This window comes from Nigerium massiliense (assembly GCF_000826085.1).
GTDB classification, from domain to species: Bacteria; Actinomycetota; Actinomycetes; order Propionibacteriales; family Propionibacteriaceae; genus Propioniciclava; species Propioniciclava massiliense.
Genome location: NZ_CCYM01000003.1, coordinates 690,008 through 706,454, shown reverse-complemented (window position 1 = coordinate 706,454; position 16,447 = coordinate 690,008). Strand labels below are relative to the sequence as shown.

At 71.4% G+C, this 16,447-nt stretch carries 14 protein-coding genes; 9 read left to right on the top strand and 5 right to left on the bottom strand.

Features of this window, described 5'->3' with window-relative positions; genetic code table 11:
- Window positions 1–167: 167 nt before the first annotated feature.
- The 6 genes from BN1187_RS09705 to BN1187_RS09680 all read left to right on the top strand — a co-directional run bounded on the left by BN1187_RS09705 (window position 168) and on the right by BN1187_RS09680 (window position 5,834).
- The gene (locus BN1187_RS09705) at window positions 168–956 is read left to right on the top strand and encodes an electron transfer flavoprotein subunit beta/FixA family protein (RefSeq protein WP_040161236.1); all 789 of its coding nucleotides are present in this window, start codon (window positions 168–170) and stop codon (window positions 954–956) included.
- The gene (locus tag BN1187_RS09700) at window positions 953–2,011 is read left to right on the top strand and encodes an electron transfer flavoprotein subunit alpha/FixB family protein (protein ID WP_040161234.1); all 1,059 of its coding nucleotides are present in this window, start codon (window positions 953–955) and stop codon (window positions 2,009–2,011) included. The genes BN1187_RS09705 and BN1187_RS09700 overlap by 4 nt, the downstream gene beginning before the upstream one ends.
- A 304-nt stretch (window positions 2,012–2,315) precedes the next feature.
- Window positions 2,316–3,653: an NADP-specific glutamate dehydrogenase gene (gene gdhA / locus BN1187_RS09695; protein ID WP_218184683.1), complete on the top strand. Its 1,338-nt coding sequence runs from the start codon at window positions 2,316–2,318 to the stop codon at window positions 3,651–3,653.
- Between the two features lie 207 nt (window positions 3,654–3,860).
- Window positions 3,861–4,421 (top strand): DUF4334 domain-containing protein, encoded by a 561-nt coding sequence (locus BN1187_RS09690; RefSeq protein ID WP_040161230.1) that lies wholly within the window; start codon window positions 3,861–3,863, stop codon window positions 4,419–4,421.
- Window positions 4,418–5,200: an SDR family NAD(P)-dependent oxidoreductase gene (locus BN1187_RS09685; protein ID WP_082034624.1), complete on the top strand. Its 783-nt coding sequence runs from the start codon at window positions 4,418–4,420 to the stop codon at window positions 5,198–5,200. The genes BN1187_RS09690 and BN1187_RS09685 overlap by 4 nt, the downstream gene beginning before the upstream one ends.
- Window positions 5,201–5,210: 10 nt before the next feature.
- The gene (locus BN1187_RS09680) at window positions 5,211–5,834 is read left to right on the top strand and encodes a TetR/AcrR family transcriptional regulator (protein WP_162182377.1); all 624 of its coding nucleotides are present in this window, start codon (window positions 5,211–5,213) and stop codon (window positions 5,832–5,834) included.
- A gap of 13 nt (window positions 5,835–5,847) precedes the next feature.
- Here the strand turns inward: BN1187_RS09680 and BN1187_RS09675 are convergent, their stop codons facing one another.
- Window positions 5,848–7,320, bottom strand: coding sequence for an amino acid permease (locus BN1187_RS09675; RefSeq protein WP_052462571.1), 1,473 nt, complete (start codon window positions 7,318–7,320; stop codon window positions 5,848–5,850).
- Window positions 7,321–7,491: 171 nt separating this feature from the next.
- On the opposite strand from BN1187_RS09675, the gene holA reads away from it, so the two are divergent.
- From holA to lepA, 3 genes are all read left to right on the top strand, one after another.
- Window positions 7,492–8,487, top strand: coding sequence for a DNA polymerase III subunit delta (holA, locus tag BN1187_RS09670; protein ID WP_235750649.1), 996 nt, complete (start codon window positions 7,492–7,494; stop codon window positions 8,485–8,487).
- Between the two features lie 104 nt (window positions 8,488–8,591).
- Complete coding sequence (gene rpsT, locus BN1187_RS09665) at window positions 8,592–8,852, top strand: 30S ribosomal protein S20 (protein WP_040161226.1); 261 nt, start codon at window positions 8,592–8,594, stop codon at window positions 8,850–8,852.
- Between the two features lie 181 nt (window positions 8,853–9,033).
- Entirely contained in the window at window positions 9,034–10,866 is a 1,833-nt protein-coding gene (lepA, locus tag BN1187_RS09660) for a translation elongation factor 4 (RefSeq protein WP_040161224.1), read from the top strand.
- A gap of 46 nt (window positions 10,867–10,912) precedes the next feature.
- Here the strand turns inward: lepA and BN1187_RS09655 are convergent, their stop codons facing one another.
- The 4 genes from BN1187_RS09655 to BN1187_RS09640 all read right to left on the bottom strand — a co-directional run bounded on the left by BN1187_RS09655 (window position 10,913) and on the right by BN1187_RS09640 (window position 16,407).
- A complete protein-coding gene (locus tag BN1187_RS09655; RefSeq protein WP_040161222.1) occupies window positions 10,913–12,061 on the bottom strand; it encodes a glycerate kinase in 1,149 nt (382 codons plus the stop codon).
- 125 nt (window positions 12,062–12,186) lie between these two features.
- Window positions 12,187–14,463 (bottom strand): glycoside hydrolase family 3 N-terminal domain-containing protein, encoded by a 2,277-nt coding sequence (locus tag BN1187_RS09650; RefSeq protein ID WP_040161219.1) that lies wholly within the window; start codon window positions 14,461–14,463, stop codon window positions 12,187–12,189.
- A gap of 83 nt (window positions 14,464–14,546) precedes the next feature.
- Complete coding sequence (gene deoC, locus BN1187_RS09645; protein ID WP_040161216.1) at window positions 14,547–15,206, bottom strand: deoxyribose-phosphate aldolase; 660 nt, start codon at window positions 15,204–15,206, stop codon at window positions 14,547–14,549.
- Window positions 15,207–15,348: 142 nt separating this feature from the next.
- The gene (locus BN1187_RS09640; protein ID WP_040161214.1) at window positions 15,349–16,407 is read right to left on the bottom strand and encodes a patatin-like phospholipase family protein; all 1,059 of its coding nucleotides are present in this window, start codon (window positions 16,405–16,407) and stop codon (window positions 15,349–15,351) included.
- Window positions 16,408–16,447: the final 40 nt, after the last annotated feature.

The following is a 16,447-nucleotide window of genomic DNA, read 5'->3' as shown; positions in this document are numbered from 1 at the left end:
GCTCGGCGGAACCGATCGGGTCGCTGCGTCCAGGTGACGTACGAGGGGAGGCTGCTGCACATCTGGGACCGGGCGACGTGAACCGCGCCATTCCGCCCCGACGCGCTCTCGGAAGGGGAAGAATGGCTGTCCGCGCCCGCGTGGGCGGTGGCGAGAGAGGACAGCAGATGAGCGTGGTCGTCGCGTACGCCTGGGCCGAGCTTCCGCAGGACGCGACCGTGCGTTCCGACGGGACGGTCGACTGGACGGCGGCGAAGCCCGCGCTGACTCCTGGTGACGCCGCCGCGATCGCGCGTGGGCGGGAGGCGGCGGACGCGCTGGGCACCGAGTGCATCGGGTTGTGCGCCGGGGGACCCTCGGCCGGCACGCCGAGCGCCACCAAGGCCGCGCTCGCCCGGGGGGTCGATCGCGCGGTCGTTGTCGCCGATGCCGCCCTGACCTTCGCGGGCGCGACCCGTCTCGGGATGGTGCTCGCTGCCGCGATCGACCGGCTCGGCGATGTCGACCTGGTCTTGACCGGCGAGGGGCCGGGGGTGTCCGACGCCGCAACGGCCGCCGCGGTGCTGGCTGGACGACTGGGCTGGCCCCTGCTGTCCGGCGTCACGTCCGTCACCGCGGACGCCTCGGGGACGACGGTGGAGCGCATCGGTGACCGGCGCGCCCAGCGACTCCGGGTCGCGGGTCCCGCCGTGCTGGCCGTCTCCGACCAAGCCGGGCAGCCGGCCCCGCCGGGCATGGCCGACGTCCTGGCGGCCGCCACCAAGCCGGTCGGACGCCTTGAGCTTTCTGCGCTGCGCGTCCCCGAGGTCGCGCCCGGCACCGTGACGGCCACCGCCAAGGCCGAGCCTGCCGCCCGGCGCGGCCAGGTGATCGACGGGGCCGACGCCGCGGAGGCCGCGTCCCGGCTCCTGGTCGCACTGCGGGGCGAGGGCCTCCTCGGGGAGGCGGACCGATGAGCACGTACCTGCTGATCAGCCGCCACCGCGGCACGGCCGAGTTGCTGCGCGCCGCGTCCGCGATCGGCGAGCCGATCACCACGGTCGTCGTCGGCGACCGCGCGCTCGCCGACGAGGTCGCCGCCGGCGGTGTGACGGGCGTCCGCCGGGTCCCGCGGGCGGATGACACGCCCGTGGAGGCCTACGCCGCGGGCGTCGCCTCCCTGGTGGCCCGGGCGGAACCGGGCGCCGTCCTGGCGTCGGACGATGCGGGCGGCCGCGCGCTCTTGGGCGCCGTGGCCGCCGCGCTGGTCGCGCCGGTCCTGGCCGAGGTCACCGCCGTGGCGCGCACCGCCCACGGGATCTCGGTCACCCGCGCCGTGGCCGGAGGCATCGCGACGGAGACGCGCACGTTCGCCGGCCCGATCGCGCTGGCGCTGGACGTGTCTCGGCGCAGGGCATCGGAGCGGGCAACCCCGCGCGGCGCACCGGACGCGGCTGGCGCCCTCGGGTCCGACGCCCCCCGGTCCGGCGCCTCTCAGCCCGGCCGGGTCGGCGGCGCCCCCGACGGAAACGACGCTGCGGCAACCACGCCTGAACCAGCCGCCACCGTCGAAGAGGTGGCCGTGACACCGCTGAGCGTCACGGTGCTGGACGACAGGCCGGCCGAGCGCGACGGCGACCTCGCCACGGCGTCCCGCATCGTCGCCGTGGGCCGCGGCCTTCGCGCGAAGGACGACCTGGGACTGATCGCCGATCTCGCCGACGCCCTCGACGCCGAGATCGCGTGCTCGCAGCCGCTCAGCGACTGGCTGGGCTGGCTCCCCTCCGACCGGCTCGTCGGCGTCACCGGGCGCCACGTCGCTCCCGACCTCTACGTGGTGCTGGGCATCTCGGGGCAGCCGCAGCACACCGAGGGCACCCGCGGCGCCAGCACCGTCGTGGCGGTGAACTCCGACCCCGACTGCCCCTACGTCCGCGAGGCCGACTACGCGGTTGTGGGCGACCTCTACGCCATCGTCCCGGAACTCATCGCAGCGCTCGAGACGGCGGGCGGGAGGGCGCGGGCACGCTGAGGCTCGGCGCCCGCGCGACCCGGACCAGCTCCGATCGGCTCAGATCAGCTCCGATCGGGCTCGGTTCGGCTCAGCTCAGTTCACTCAGCCCAGGTCAGGTCACCGGTCAGCCAGATCGGCTCAGTTCCGATCAACTCGTTCTGCTCGATGAGGGGTGACGCGGCGCGCGTCCTGCCTCGTCGGGACGGAGACGGAATCGACAGTTGTCCGCATGGTGACTGTTTTTGGATGCTCGCCGGGGGCGAACCAGGCCGCCCCTAGGCTGACGATGAATTTTCGCGTGGAAGGTATCCAAATGACCGAGTTGACCCAAGATTTGCAGGCGGCGTTCGACACTGTCGTGCGCCGTAACCCGGGAGAGAGCGAGTTCCACCAGGCGGTGTATGAGGTGCTCGAGAGCCTCGGCCCGGTGGTCGAGCGGCACCCGGAATACGTCGACGCCAGCATCATCCCGCGGCTGTGCGAGCCCAACCGCCAGATCATCTTCAAGGTGAACTGGGAGGACGACAACTGCCGGATCCACACCAACCGCGGGTTCCGCGTCCAGTTCAACAGCTCGCTCGGCCCGTACAAGGGCGGCCTGCGGTTCCACCCGAGCGTCTACCTGGGCATCATCAAGTTCCTGGGCTTCGAGCAGATCTTCAAGAACGCGCTCACCGGCATGCCGATCGGCGGCGGCAAGGGCGGCTCCGACTTCGATCCGAAGGGCAAGTCGGACAACGAGATCATGCGGTTCTGCCAGTCGTTCATGACCGAGCTGAGCCAGCACATCGGCGCCGACACGGATGTCCCCGCCGGCGACATCGGCGTCGGGGGCCGCGAGATCGGCTACCTGTTCGGCCAGTACAAGAAGCTGACCGGCCGCTACGAGTCCGGCGTCATCACCGGCAAGGGCATCCTCTTCGGCGGCTCGCGAGCCCGCACCGAGGCGACCGGCTACGGCACCGTGTTCTTCGCCGAGGAGATGATGAAGCTGAACGGGCAGGGCTTCGACGGCAAGAAGGTCGTCGTCTCCGGCTCGGGCAATGTCGCGTTGTACGCCGTCGAGAAAGCGAACCAGCTCGGCGCCACCGTCGTCGCGGTGTCCGACTCGTCCGGCTACGTGGTGGACGAGGACGGCATCGACTTCGAGCTCCTGCAGGACGTCAAGGAGAAGCGTCGCGCCCGCATCAGCGCCTACGCCGACGAGCGGCCGAACGCCCACGTCGTCACGGGCGGCTCGATCTGGGACGTCCCCTGCGACATCGCGCTGCCGTGCGCCACGCAGAACGAGCTGGACGAGAACGCCGCCAAGACGCTCATCCAGAACGGCTGCAAGCTGGTCGCCGAGGGTGCCAACATGCCGTGCACCCCCCAGGCCACCCGCGCGCTCCGCAGCGCAGGCGTCCTGTTCGCGCCGGGCAAGGCGGCCAACGCCGGCGGCGTCGCGACGTCCGCGCTGGAGATGCAGCAGAACGCGTCCCGCGATTCCTGGAGCTTCGAGCACACCGAGGAGCGCCTGCAGCAGATCATGGTCGGCATCCACGAGCGCTGCGCCGAGACGGCCGACGAGTACGGCCACCCCGGCGACTACGTGCTGGGCGCCAACATCGCGGGCTTCACCCGCGTCGCGGACGCCATGCTCGCCCTGGGCGTCATCTGAGCGATCCCTGACAGACGCCCCCGGAACCGTGAGGTTCCGGGGGCGTTTCTCATGGTGCTTGGTCAAGCCTCGGCGACCGACCGGGCTTGAGACGGGTGCCGTGGTGAACCGGGCGTGGAGAACATCGCAGCGCTATCGGCCAACGACACGGAGGTGTACGTTTTCGTTTCGAAACGAGCAAGTTTCGTTGATCGAGGAAGGTTCGCGATGGAACAGCAACGGTCCGACAGCCCCGCCACGCTGACGCGTCTCGTCCAGGGGTCGACCTCCGAGGAAGCGCTGGCATTGTACGACGGGCTTCCGGCGGTGACCATCGATCAGATGATCGGACAATGGAAGGGCGCCGGGCTCCCGACCGGGCACCCGCTCGACGGCCTCCTTGAGGCCATGCGCTGGCACGGCAAACGGTTCCGCGGCGTGGAGGAGGTCGATCCGCTGGTCATGGACGGCGCGAAGGGCACGTTCGCGCTCAACCCGCGGTTCGTTCCGATGGGTCTGGCCACCCGTTTCCCTTCAGCGCTGCGGTCTGGGCCTGTGCAGCGCGGTGCGCTCGCCGTCATGCCGCTGCTGAAGACCTCGCGGCCTTCCGCCCGCCTGCGGATGGTCGAGTATCGCGGGGTGGTGACGGCGACGATGATGTACGACGCGTTGCCGGTCAGCGACCACTTCCGCCTCGTCGACGAGAACACCGTGGTCGGCGCGATGGACATGCGCGGGTGGGATCGTCCGTTCCTGTTCGTGCTTCACCGCGAGGGGGTGTCCGAATGAGCACATCTCCCGCGCGACCGATTCGCACAGCCGTGGTCACAGGGGCCGCCAGCGGCATCGGCGCCGAGCAGGTGGCCAGGCTGCGCGCGCGGGGTGTGCGCGTCGTGGCAGCCGACCTCAATCCGCAGATCGACGCCATCTACGCCGCAGACAGCGACGTGATCCCCGTCGCCTCCGACCTGGCGCGCGACAACGAAGCTGGCACGTTGGTCGAGCTCGCCGAGCGGGAACTTGGGTCGATCGATCACCTGTTCCACTCGGTCGGCATCATGCCGGGCGGCCTGATCGCGGACACGCCGGCCGCCCAATCGCTGCGCGTGATGGACGTCAACTACGGCTCCATGGTGAGGGTGGTCGAGGCTGTCCTCCCGGGCATGCGAGCGCGCGGTCACGGGCAGGTCGTCATCATGGGTTCGTTGACGGGATACGTGCCCACCGCGAGGTTCGCGTCGTACTCGGCGAGCAAGGCCGCGACGAACTCCTTCGTCGAAACCCTGGCCCACGAGGAGCGGGCGGCCGGGATCCAGGTCCTGCTCGTCGCTCCGGGCGCGGTCAAGACCCCGTTGCTGACGCAAGTCGCGGGGGGCCCGCCCGCGATCGCACGCCTGGCCAACAAGAGGGTCAGCCCCATGATGACCAACACAGGCGCCGTCCTCGACGCCGTCGAGAAGGGTCTTGCGCGGGGGAAGACCGTGGTCCGTCCGGGCGGGGTGCTCCCCGCGCTCGTGCGTCGACTCTCCCCGGAATTGATGTGGCGGCTGTCAGCGGTCCTGGGTTGACCACGTGGGAGTGACTGATGCGCGCCCGGGCAGGCTGGGCCCGAAGCGTCGGCAAGAGATCCTCGAGACGGTCGCCTCCCTCGTCATCGGCGAGGGTTACGACGCTGTCACGATGGATCAGATCGCTGCGGCGACGAAGTCCAGCAAGGCCACCTTGTATCGGCAATGGAAGGACAAGCCCACGCTGGTCGTGGCGGGCCTCACCGAGAGGGGCGGTCTGGATATCGGCGAGGTCGATACCGGCAGTTTTCGGACGGACCTGGAGCGCGTCGTCGAGATGGTCGCGGACCGGGCGGATCAGAACATCGCCATCACTTTGGCGCTTCTCGACGCGTCCCGCCGCGACCCGGCCCTCCGGTCGGTGCTCGATGAGGTCGTCCTCGGTCTCCTGCACTCATTGGACGCCATCGCTGCGCGTGCCATTCGAAGGGGCGAGGCGATCAACCGCGTCGCGGTGCGCTACCTGCCCGACCTGTTCGTCGGTGCGTTGTTCACCCCAAGCATCCTCGGCCGCGAATCCGCCGTTGGCGAGCGCGAACTCATGGGGTTTCTCCGCGACATCGTTCTCCCTGTGACATCTCTCGAGGCGCCGGGCTCGGCTGATCCGCTGGTCGACCACGGCCGGGCTCATTGACCGCACGTGGGGGTCAGTGGACGGGCTCCTCGCCACGCTCACGGGCGGCCAGCTCGCGATCCAGCACCGACGGCGGGAAGCTCGTGATGCGGCGCCGGACGAGCGCGTAGCCGACGAGCAGGATCACCACGTAGGGGATGCCGGTCGGCAGGGCCACCGCCAGCCCGGGGATGAACGCGAGCGCGACGTACGCCGCGGCGATGCACGCCAGCGCGATCACCGCCGTCACGACTCCGCCGAACAGCCGGGCCGGCGCCGGCGGCAGGCCCAGGGCGGCGCGGCGCCGGCGGAACGCGAGGAAGCTGCAGATCGTCAGCGTCCACGTCGTCAGCAGGCCGAAGACCAGCACCCCGAACAGGGTCTGGAACGCCTGGTCGGGCGACACGATCGCCAGCACGGACGCGATCACCATGCCCAGACCGGCCGCCGCGACGGCCGCCCGCGGCGCGCCGTGCGACGAGGTCCGCCCGAGGGCCGCGGGCGCCAGCCCGTCGCGCGACAGCGAGTGCAGCATGCGCGCGGACGCGTACAGGCAGCCGTTCGCCGACGACAGCGCCGCGGTGATCAGCACGAAGTTCATGATGTTGGCGGCCTGCGGCACGTTCACCTGGTCGAGGACGCGGACGAACGGGCTCTCCAGCACGGTGCCCTCGCTGGCGGCGGTCACCGTCCACGGCTGCAGCGTGACGACGATGGCGACCGCCACCACGTAGAACATCACGAGCCGCAGGATCATGGCCCGCGCCGCCCGAGGGACGTCGCGGCGGGGGGTCTCGCTCTCGGCCGCGGCCACGGCGACGTTCTCGATACCCCCGAAACTGAAGATGCCCATCACCGCCGCGATCAGGATGCCGCCGACGCCGAACGGGGCGAACCCGCCGTGTGCGGTGAGGTTGCCGAGCCCGACGGCCGGGCGTCCCGGTGCCCCGAAGAAGATGAGCACCACACCGAGCACGATGAAGATCACCACCATGGCGACCTTGATGACGCTGAACCAGTACTCGCTGGTGCCGTAGGCCTTCACGGTGGCGAGGTTGATCGTGATGATGAGGGCGGACGCGAGGACCGTCCCGACCCCGATGGGGACCTGCGGCCACCAGTAGCTGATGTAGCCGCCCGTCGCGACGACCTCCGCGCCCACGGCGATGCACATGACGATCGCCACGTTCCACCGCATCAGCCACCCGCCCAAGGGGCCGAGGTAGGCGTGCGCGACGGCTCCGAAACCGCCGGCCACCGGGTGCGTGACGGTCATCTCGGCGAGGCACCAGACGACCACCAACGCGAGGAGGCCGGTCAAGGTGTAGGAGACGATGACGCCTGGCCCGGCGGCCGCGATCATCGAGCTGGAGCCGAGGAACAGGCCCGTTCCCAGCGCTCCGGACAGCCCGATCATGGCGATCTGAGCGCTGGTCAGGCCCCGGACGAGGCCTCCTTCGGCGGTGCCGGTCGCGGCCTCGATCGGGCCCTCTCCCTGGTTCGACATGCGGCGGATCGTAGTGAAACCGAGACCTGCGCCACCGCTCGGCCCATCAGCCGGACCTTGGGGGCCACCCCGGCGCGCGAGGGGAGGGCGACGTGTCGTGCGACCGAGACGGCGTGGCGCTCGCACCGGCGCGCGAGGGGAATGTCGGCGGCGGCTGGCATGCTGTGGGGCGTGGAGAACCAGCCAGTGTTCGGACGCGTCGTCCTGATCAGCGGGCCCGAGGGGCTGTTGGCGGAGCGGGCCGTCGCGCGGTTCGTCGAGCAGGCGCGCACGGAGCGCCCGGACGCCTCGGTGACGAAGGTCGAGGCGTCCACCCTCGACGCCGGCGCGCTGACCGAGGTCACCGGCGGCTCGCTGTTCGCGGAGGCGTCCGTCGTGGTGGTCGAGAACCTGGCCGACCTGCCCCCAGACCTCGTCGACCACGTCCTCGCGCTCGTCGCGACCCCTGTGGACGATCTCGCGCTCGCCCTGGTGCACAGCGGTGGCAACAAGGGCAAGGGCCTGCTCGACAAGCTGAAGAAGGCGCGCGTGCAGGTCGTCGACTGCCCGGCGATCAAGCCGTGGGAGCTGCCGCAGTTCGCCGTGGCTGAGGCGCGACGGGCCGGCGGTCGGCTCGAGCCGTCCACGGCGGCGACGCTCGTGGGGGCGCTCGGCAACGACGCGCGCGGGGTGGCCGCGGCCGTGCGGCAGTTGCTCGCCGACGCCGACGACGCGACCATCACCGACGCGGCGGTGCGCCGCTACTTCGCCGGCCGCGCCGACGTGACCAGCTTCAACGTCGCGGACGCCGTGATGGCCGGGCGCCGCAACGAGGCGCTCGGGCAGTTGCGCTGGGCGCTGGAGAACGGCGTGGCCGCAGTGCTCCTGACGAGCGCGATGGCGTCTGGGCTGCGCAACATGGGCAAGTACCTCGACGCGCGCGACGCCCGCATCCGCGACGCCGACGTGGCCCGGCAGATCGGCGTCCCGCCGTTCAAGGTGCGTGACCTGTCGAAGTGGTCGCGCGACTGGACGCCCCGAGGCGTCGCGCTGGCGCTGCAGTGCGTGGCGCGGGTGGACGCGGAGGTGAAGGGCGCCTCCGGCGACCCGGAATACTCGCTGGAGGCGATGGTGCTGGAGGTGTCGTCCCACCACGGCCGGCGTCCCGACGGCTCCTTCGGCGGCTGAGGGACGCCCGATGATTTGGGAGCAGCCGAGCGGCGCTGCTAAAGTGACCTATTGCGCCTGCCGTGGCGCAACCCACCTTTTCCGATCAACACGAAGGTTTGTCCGTGGCGAACATCAAATCCCAGAAGAAGCGGATTCTCACCAACGAGAAGGCGCGCCTGCGCAACAAGGCTGTGAAGTCCGCTCTGCGCACCAACGTGCGTAAGTTCCGGGAAGCTGCCGAGGCGGGGGATACCGAGAAGGCGCAGGAGCTGTCGCGCGTCGCGTGCCGCGCGCTCGACAAGGCTGCGTCCAAGGGCGTCATCCACAAGAACCAGGCTGCGAACCGAAAGTCGGCCATCGCCGCCAAGGCCGCCGCGCTCTGATCCAGCTTCTCGACGTCGTCTCGTCCGCTCGGGTGAGGCGGCGTCGTGTCATGCCCGGACGTCTCCGCCCGGCGCTCGTCCCGTCGGCGGCCGCCGTCTGGGGGACCGGGGACGGCCCACGTGGTGCGTGAGACGATGGGAACTCCAGGCGTCCACCGCCGACTGATCGTTGGAAGAGAGCATGCGCGCAACCAAGCCCGGTAGCACCGACCCTGACCTGATCAGGAACTTCTGCATCATCGCCCACATCGACCACGGGAAGTCCACCCTGGCCGACCGCATGCTGCAGCTCACCGGCGTGGTCGACGACCGAGCGATGCGGGCCCAGTACCTCGACCGCATGGACATCGAGCGCGAGCGCGGCATCACGATCAAGAGCCAGGCCGTCCGCATGCCGTGGACGGTGGACGGCACCGAGCACGTCCTCAACATGATCGACACCCCCGGGCACGTCGACTTCACCTACGAGGTGTCCCGGTCGCTGGAGGCGTGTGAGGGCGCGATCCTGCTCGTGGACGCCGCCCAGGGCATCGAGGCTCAGACGCTGGCGAACCTCTACCTGGCGATGGGCGCCGACCTACGCATCATCCCGGTGTTGAACAAGATCGACCTGCCCAGCGCGCAGCCGGAGAAGTACGCCACCGAGATCGCCGGCCTCATCGGCTGCGAGCCCGAGGACGTCTTCCGCGTCTCGGCGAAGACCGGCGAGGGCGTCGAGGCCCTCCTGGACGCCGTCGTCCAGGACATCCCCGCCCCGGTCGGCCGCGCGGACGCCCCGGCGCGCGCCCTGATCTTCGATTCCGTCTACGACACCTACCGGGGGGTCGTCACCTACGTCCGCGTGGTCGACGGCGAGCTGTCGCACCGGGAGCGCATCCTGATGATGTCGACGAAGGCCACCCACGAGGTGCTCGAGGTCGGCGTCATCAGCCCCGAGCCCATCAAGACGGACGCGCTGGGAGTGGGCGAGGTCGGCTACCTGATCACCGGCGTGAAGGACGTGCGCCAGAGCCGCGTCGGCGACACGGTCTCGTCGGCGTCCCGGCCGGCGACCGACGCGCTCGGGGGCTACAAGCACCCGAACCCGATGGTCTACGCCGGCATCTACCCCATCGACGGCGCCGACTTCCCCGAGCTGCGCGAGGCCCTGGAGAAGCTGCAGCTCAACGACGCGGCGCTGACCTACGAGCCGGAGACGTCCGGGGCGCTGGGCTTCGGCTTCCGCGTCGGCTTCCTCGGCCTGCTGCACATGGAGATCGTCCGGGAGCGGCTCGAGCGCGAGTTCAACCTGTCGCTGATCTCGACCGCCCCGAACGTCGTCTACCGGGTCACGATGGAGGACGGCACCGAGCACACCGTGACGAACCCGAGCGAGTTCCCCGAGGGCAAGGTCGCCGAGATCCACGAGCCCGTCGTGAAGGCGACGATCCTGACTCCGACCGACTTCATCGGCCCCGTGATGGAGCTGTGCCAGAGCCGCCGCGGCACCCAGACCGGCATGGACTACCTCTCGGAGGACCGCGTCGAGATCCGCTACACGCTGCCGCTCGCCGAGATCGTGTTCGACTTCTTCGACGCGCTGAAGTCCCGGACGAAGGGGTTCGCGTCGCTCGACTACGAGGAGGGCGGCGAACAGACCGCCGACCTCGTGAAGGTCGACATCCTGCTGCACCACGAGCCCGTGGACGCCTTCAGCGCGATCGTCCACCGCGACGCGGCGTACAACTACGGCGTCGCGATGGCGAAGAAGCTCAAGGAGCTCATCCCGCGCCAGCAGTTCGAGGTGCCGATCCAGGCCGCGATCGGCGCGCGCGTCATCGCCCGCGAGTCCGTCCGCGCGATCCGCAAAGACGTCCTCGCCAAGTGCTACGGCGGCGACATCAGCCGTAAGCGCAAGCTGCTGGAGAAGCAGAAGGAGGGCAAGAAGCGCATGAAGATGGTCGGACGCGTCGAGGTTCCCCAGGAGGCGTTCGTCGCCGCGCTGTCCACCGCCGAGAGCCGCGAGACGAAGTAGCCGGACGCCCGAGCGGTGTCCCGGTCTCGCGCCGGACGCCGGCGGGTCAGCGCCCCACAGGGGCGCCGCCGAGGCGCAGCAGGCGTCCGATCTGCTCGCCGGCGCGGCGCAGGTTGGCCGGGCCCGCGGCCAGCGCATCCGCCAGTTCGCAGGGCCCGGGCACGATCGGCACGATCGCGTCGAAGACGTCGCCCAGCAGGGCGCCGGCGTCGTCCCCGACGCTGCCGGCCACCGCGACGACCGGAACGCCGCGCTCCTTCGCCACCCGCGCGACCCCGGCCGGGGTCTTGCCGTAGCGGGTCTGGCTGTCCAGGGCGCCCTCACCGGTGATCACGAGGTCGGCGCCGGCGACCGCGTCCACCAGCGCGGTGTGTTCGATGACGATGTCGATGCCGCGCTGCAGGTCCGCGCCGAGGAACGCCAGGAGGCCGCCGCCGAGCCCGCCCGCCGCCCCGGCGCCCGGGACGTCCTCGATGTCGACGCCGAGGTCGGCGCGGATCACCCGGGCGAGCGTGCCGAGCGCGGCGTCCAGCTGCTCGATCATCTGCGGGTCCGCGCCCTTCTGCCTGCCGAAGACGCGGGACGCCCCGCGCGGGCCCGTCAGCGGGTTGTCGACGTCGCAGGCCACGACGATCTCGACCGCGCGCAGCCGCTCCGGCAGGCCGGACAGGTCGATGTGCGCCAGTTCGGCCAGGGCGGCGCCGCCGGGGGAGAGGTCGGCGCCGGAGGCGTCCACCAGCCGGCCGCCGAGCGCCTGCACCATGCCGGCGCCGCCGTCGTTGGTGGCGCTGCCGCCGATGCCGACGATGATGCGCCGCGTCCCGGTGTGCAGCGCCGCGGTGATGAGCTGGCCGGTGCCGTACGTGCTGGCCCCCAGCGGGTCGCGCTCGCCGGGCTCGAGCAGCTCGAGCCCGCTGGCGGCCGCCATCTCCAGGACCGCGACGTCCCCGCCGCCCAGCACCCCGAAGGACGCCTCGACCGGCCGGCCCAGCGGGTCGCTGACCGGCACGGTCATGCGGCGCCCGCCCGTGGCGTCCACCAGCGACTGGACGGTTCCCTCGCCGCCGTCGGCCATCGGGACCAGGACGTACTCGGCGTCCGGCCACACCGCGGCGAGCCCGTCGCGGAGGTTCTCCGCGACCTGGCGGGCCGTCAGGGACTCCTTGAACGAGTCCGGGGCGATCACGACCTTCATACCGGCACGCTCCTCTCCGGGCGTCGGGCGTTGTGGGAACGGCTTCGGGAGGCCGGGCGGGGCGACGGGTGTGCGGGGTGTTCGACGGGCCCGACGGGGCGCCCGTGCCGAGGTCACAGCGCCCCTCAGGCGTCCGTCACCTCCAGGGTGATCGGGGCGTCCAGGCGCGAGGTGCCGCCGACCAGCACCTCGACGACCGTGGCGTCCTGCACCCAGTCGCGCTCGACGGCCGACCAGTACCGCAGCTGATCGGGCCCGAGGGCGAACATCACGGTGCGGGTCTGCCCGGCGCCGATGGTCACCCGCTGGAACCCCTTCAGCTCCCGGATCGGCCGGGTCGTCGTTCCGTGGCGCTGGTGGATGTAAAGCTGCACCACCTCGTCGGCGTCGCGATCGGAAGCGTTGGTCACGTCCACCGACACCGTCGCCGTCTCGCCGACCGCGATGCGCGCGCGGTCGAGCGTCGGCGTCCCGTACTCGAAGGTCGCGTAGCTCAGCCCGTGCCCGAACGGGTACAGCGGCGTGGACTCCTCGTCCCAGTACCGCCGGCCCTGGCTCTGCGGCTCGAAGGTGACGTTGTGGTCGAGCACCATCGGCACCTGGCCGACGTGCCGCGGCCAGGTCATCGGCAGGCGTCCGGCTGGGGAGACGTCGCCGACCAGGGCGGCCGCCACGGCCTCGCCACCGCGGGTGCCGGGGTACCAGACCTGCAGGATGGCGGGCACATGCTCGTCGGCCCAGCGCAGGTCGAGCGGACGTCCCGACATCACCAGCAGCACCACGGGCGTGCCGGTCGCGACGATGCGCTGCAGTTGCTCCAGTTGGCGTCCGGGGAGGTCGAGCGTGCTGACGGACGCCTTCTCACCGATCTGGTTCTGCCGCTGCCCGACCACGACCACGGCGACGTCGCTGTCGGCGGCCAGCCGGACGGCCTCCTCGATCGCCGCGTCCTCGTCGTAGCCCTCGGGCGTGTTCTGCGAAGACAGATCCATGTCGTCGAACATCGACGGGAACACCCGCGCCGGCACGGACGCCCCGTCGGCGTGCTCCACCCGCACCGCCCCGCCGAGGCGGCTTCGCAGGCCCTTCAGGATCGTGACGGTCTCGTCGGTGTCGTGGTCGAACACCCACGGACCGAGGGTGTCCCGCTTGCTCGCCGCGAGCTGCCCGATGACGGCGACCGACTCCAGCGTGGCCGGGTCCAGCGGCAGGACGCCGTCGTTCTTCAGCAGCACCAGCGACTTCTCCGCGGCCCGGCGGGCGACCGCGCGGTGTTCGGGGGCGTCGAGGACGGCCGCTGCGTCCTCGTCGGCGAAGGGCTGCTCGAACAGCCCCAGCCGGAACTTCACCGCCAGCACCCGGCGCACCGCGGCGTCGATGGCCTCTTCCCTGACCCGGCCGGCCGCGACGGCCTCCGGAAGGTGCGCGTAGGCCGGGTCTTCCATGCACATCTCCAGGTCGAGACCGGCGTTGATGGCGGCGGCGCCCGCCTCGGCCAGGTCGCGGGCGAAGTGCTGGGTGACCATCGAGCGGACGGCGTTGGCGTCCGACACGACGAACCCCTTGAAGCCGAACGCGTCGCGCAGCACCTCCGTGAGCAGCCACCGGTTACCCGAGGCGGGGACGCCGTTGAGGTCCATGTAGGCGCTCATGATGTTCGCCGCGCCCGCCTCGATCGCCGCCCGGAACGGCGGCAGGTAGACGTTCCACAGCGCCCGGTCGGACAGGTCGACGTCGTCGTAGTCGCGCCCGCCCAGCGGGGCGCCGTAGCCGGCGAAGTGCTTGGGGCCGGCCAGAACGCTCTCGGGACCGAGGTCGCCCTGGAACCCGCGGACCTGGGCGGCCGCCATCGCCGCCCCCAGCGTCGGGTTCTCCCCGGCGCCCTCGACCATGCGGCCCCACCGCGGGTCGCGGGCGATGTCGACCATCGGCGCGAACGTCCAGTGGATGCCGGCGGCGCGGGCCTCGCGGGCCGCGACGCGCTGGCCGTCCTCGGCGGTCTGGGGGTCCCAGGACGCCGCGACGGCGATCGGCGCCGGCATGATCGTCCGCATCCCGTGGATGACGTCGAACCCGAAGAACACCGGGATGCCGTGTCGGTTGCCGGCGATCGCGCGGCGCTGCAGCCGGTTGGCGGTGGCGGCGTCCTTGACGAACAGCAGCGCCCCCGCGCCGCCGGCGTCCAGCACCCCCTCGACCATCCGGGCCTGCTCGGCCAGCTCGCGCTGCTCCGGCGGCAGCCCGGACAGGTCCTCCAGCGTCCCGGCGACAGCCCCCATCGAGCCGAAGTAGAAGTACTGGGTGAGCTGGGCCGCCTTCTCCTCCAGCGTGAGGCGGGACAGCAGGTCGTCGACGCGCTCGTCGATGCTGAGGCCAGGGTTGCGGTAGGGCAGGTCGCTCATCGTGGGCTCCTTCGCCGACGCGGGACGTGGGTGCGGTCACCCTACCGAACGCGCGCCCCGCCGCGCCCGGAAGGCTGGTCGGGTCAGGCCTCGTCGAGGCCGTCGAGGACGGCCCGGGAGCTGGACAGGCCCAGCCTGGTCGCGCCGGCCTCGATCATCGCCAGGGCGGTCTTGGCGTCGCGGATGCCGCCGGACGCCTTCACGCCCAGCCGTCCGCCGACGGTCTGTGCCATCAGCCGCACGGCCTCGACGCTCGCGCCGCCGGCGGGGTGGAAGCCCGTGGACGTCTTGACGAAGTCGGCGCCCGCACGCTCCGCGGCCTGACAGGCGGCAACGATCTCGTCGTCCGTCAAGGCGGCCGACTCGATGATCACCTTGAGCACGACGGGTTTCGGCGCGGCCTCGCGGACGGCCCTGATGTCCGCCTCCAGGTCGTCCCAGGCGCCGGTCTTGGCGAACGCCAGGTTGATGACCATGTCGACTTCGTCGGCGCCGCGCTCGACCGACTCGGCGGCGTCCGCGGCCTTGGCGACGCTGGCGACGGCGCCGGACGGGAACCCGCACACCGTGGCGACCTTGACCCCGCCGGACGGCCGCACGGGCAGCTGCGAGGGGGAGATGCACACCGAGTAGGTGCCGAGCTCGGCGGCCTCGGCGAGCAGGGCGTCCACCTGATCGGGGGTCGCCTCCGGCTTGAGCAGGGTGTGGTCGATCATCTGGGCGACGTCGCGCTTGCTGAGCATGGATCCTTCTTTCTGGGCCGATCGCTGAGCGCCCGCCCGTCGAGCGAGCACCCTCGCGCCCACGCTAGGCCATGGCCGGGCCCTGGTCACGGCAGACGGCGGGCTCGATCGCGTCACGGCCCGCCCGACGCGTTGGGCCGGGTCACAGCCCCGCGGCGTCCAACACCTCGGCGGTCTTGGTGCGACCGAGTTCGATCATCTTGGCGCCCTCGTGGAAGTCGAGGGTGCCGACCTCGTCGCGCGGGATGTCGACCGTGGCCGTCACCGGGTTCGCGGCGGCACGGTAGCGGGCGATGATGCGCTGCATCGACGAGATCGACAGGTCGATGACCTCCATGGTGCTCAACCCGCTCGGCAGCGGGCTCGCCTGGACATCCGCGGACTTCGTCACCGGGCCGTCGTCGCGCGGCCGGACGGTCTGGGCTGTCGGCTCGCCCTCCTCGCGCAGGTCCTCGGGCAACTCGTCCGGCAGGGCCGTCCGCTCGCTGCCCGGCCGCAGCCGCTCCCAGCCACGCTCGAGCCGCTGGAAGAACTCGCTGTCGGCCAGCGAACCGGTCAGCTTCTCCACGTTGCGGTGCGCCGTGGACGCCACCCGTTCGACCATCGGCCCGCGGTCGGCCTCGATGCGGTCGACCAGGATCTCATGCGGCGACCTGCCCGGCGCGGCGTTGAGGTTGACGGCGATGGTCGCGTCCGAGGGCAGCGCGAGCGTCGGTTCGACGGGCAGCGGGTTGAGCAGGCCGCCGTCCGCCAGCAGGCGCTCACCGATCAGCACCGGGGTGAAGAACGTCGGCATCGAGATGGACGCCCGCACCGCCAGGTACAGCGACCCCGACTGGAACCACACCTCGCGGTTGGTCACGAGGTCGGCCGCGACCGCGGTGAAGGGCAAGGGGAGGTCCTCGATCGCCCGCGGGCCGGTGATCTTCTCGATCTCGGCGAGCACGCGACGGCCCTTGAGCAGCCCGGGGCCCGTGAACGTCAGGTCGTAGAGGCGGCGCACGTCGGGGCGCGTGAGCGCTGTCACCCACTCGGCCAGTTCGTCGAGCTTGCCGGCGGCGGCCACTCCGCCGACCAGGGCACCGATGGACGCTCCCGCGATGCCGACGACCTCGTGGCCGCGGCTCTCGATCTCCTGGATGGCGCCGATGTGCGCCCAGCCGCGGGCTCCGCCCGAGCCGAGCACGAGCGCGAGGCGCATGGTGTTCTCCGATCGTGGGGGGACGACTCCCCCATTCTAG

Coding starts and splice junctions, on each gene's coding strand:
- BN1187_RS09685 (WP_082034624.1), top strand. CDS start 4,418: ATGAGCACATCTCCCGCGCGACCGATTCGCACAGCCGTGGTCACAGGG.
- BN1187_RS09690 (WP_040161230.1), top strand. CDS start 3,861: ATGGAACAGCAACGGTCCGACAGCCCCGCCACGCTGACGCGTCTCGTC.
- lepA (WP_040161224.1), top strand. CDS start 9,034: ATGCGCGCAACCAAGCCCGGTAGCACCGACCCTGACCTGATCAGGAAC.
- BN1187_RS09655 (WP_040161222.1), bottom strand. CDS start 12,061: ATGAAGGTCGTGATCGCCCCGGACTCGTTCAAGGAGTCCCTGACGGCC.
- BN1187_RS09675 (WP_052462571.1), bottom strand. CDS start 7,320: ATGTCGAACCAGGGAGAGGGCCCGATCGAGGCCGCGACCGGCACCGCC.
- BN1187_RS09650 (WP_040161219.1), bottom strand. CDS start 14,463: ATGAGCGACCTGCCCTACCGCAACCCTGGCCTCAGCATCGACGAGCGC.
- BN1187_RS09705 (WP_040161236.1), top strand. CDS start 168: ATGAGCGTGGTCGTCGCGTACGCCTGGGCCGAGCTTCCGCAGGACGCG.
- BN1187_RS09640 (WP_040161214.1), bottom strand. CDS start 16,407: ATGCGCCTCGCGCTCGTGCTCGGCTCGGGCGGAGCCCGCGGCTGGGCG.
- BN1187_RS09700 (WP_040161234.1), top strand. CDS start 953: ATGAGCACGTACCTGCTGATCAGCCGCCACCGCGGCACGGCCGAGTTG.
- deoC (WP_040161216.1), bottom strand. CDS start 15,206: ATGCTCAGCAAGCGCGACGTCGCCCAGATGATCGACCACACCCTGCTC.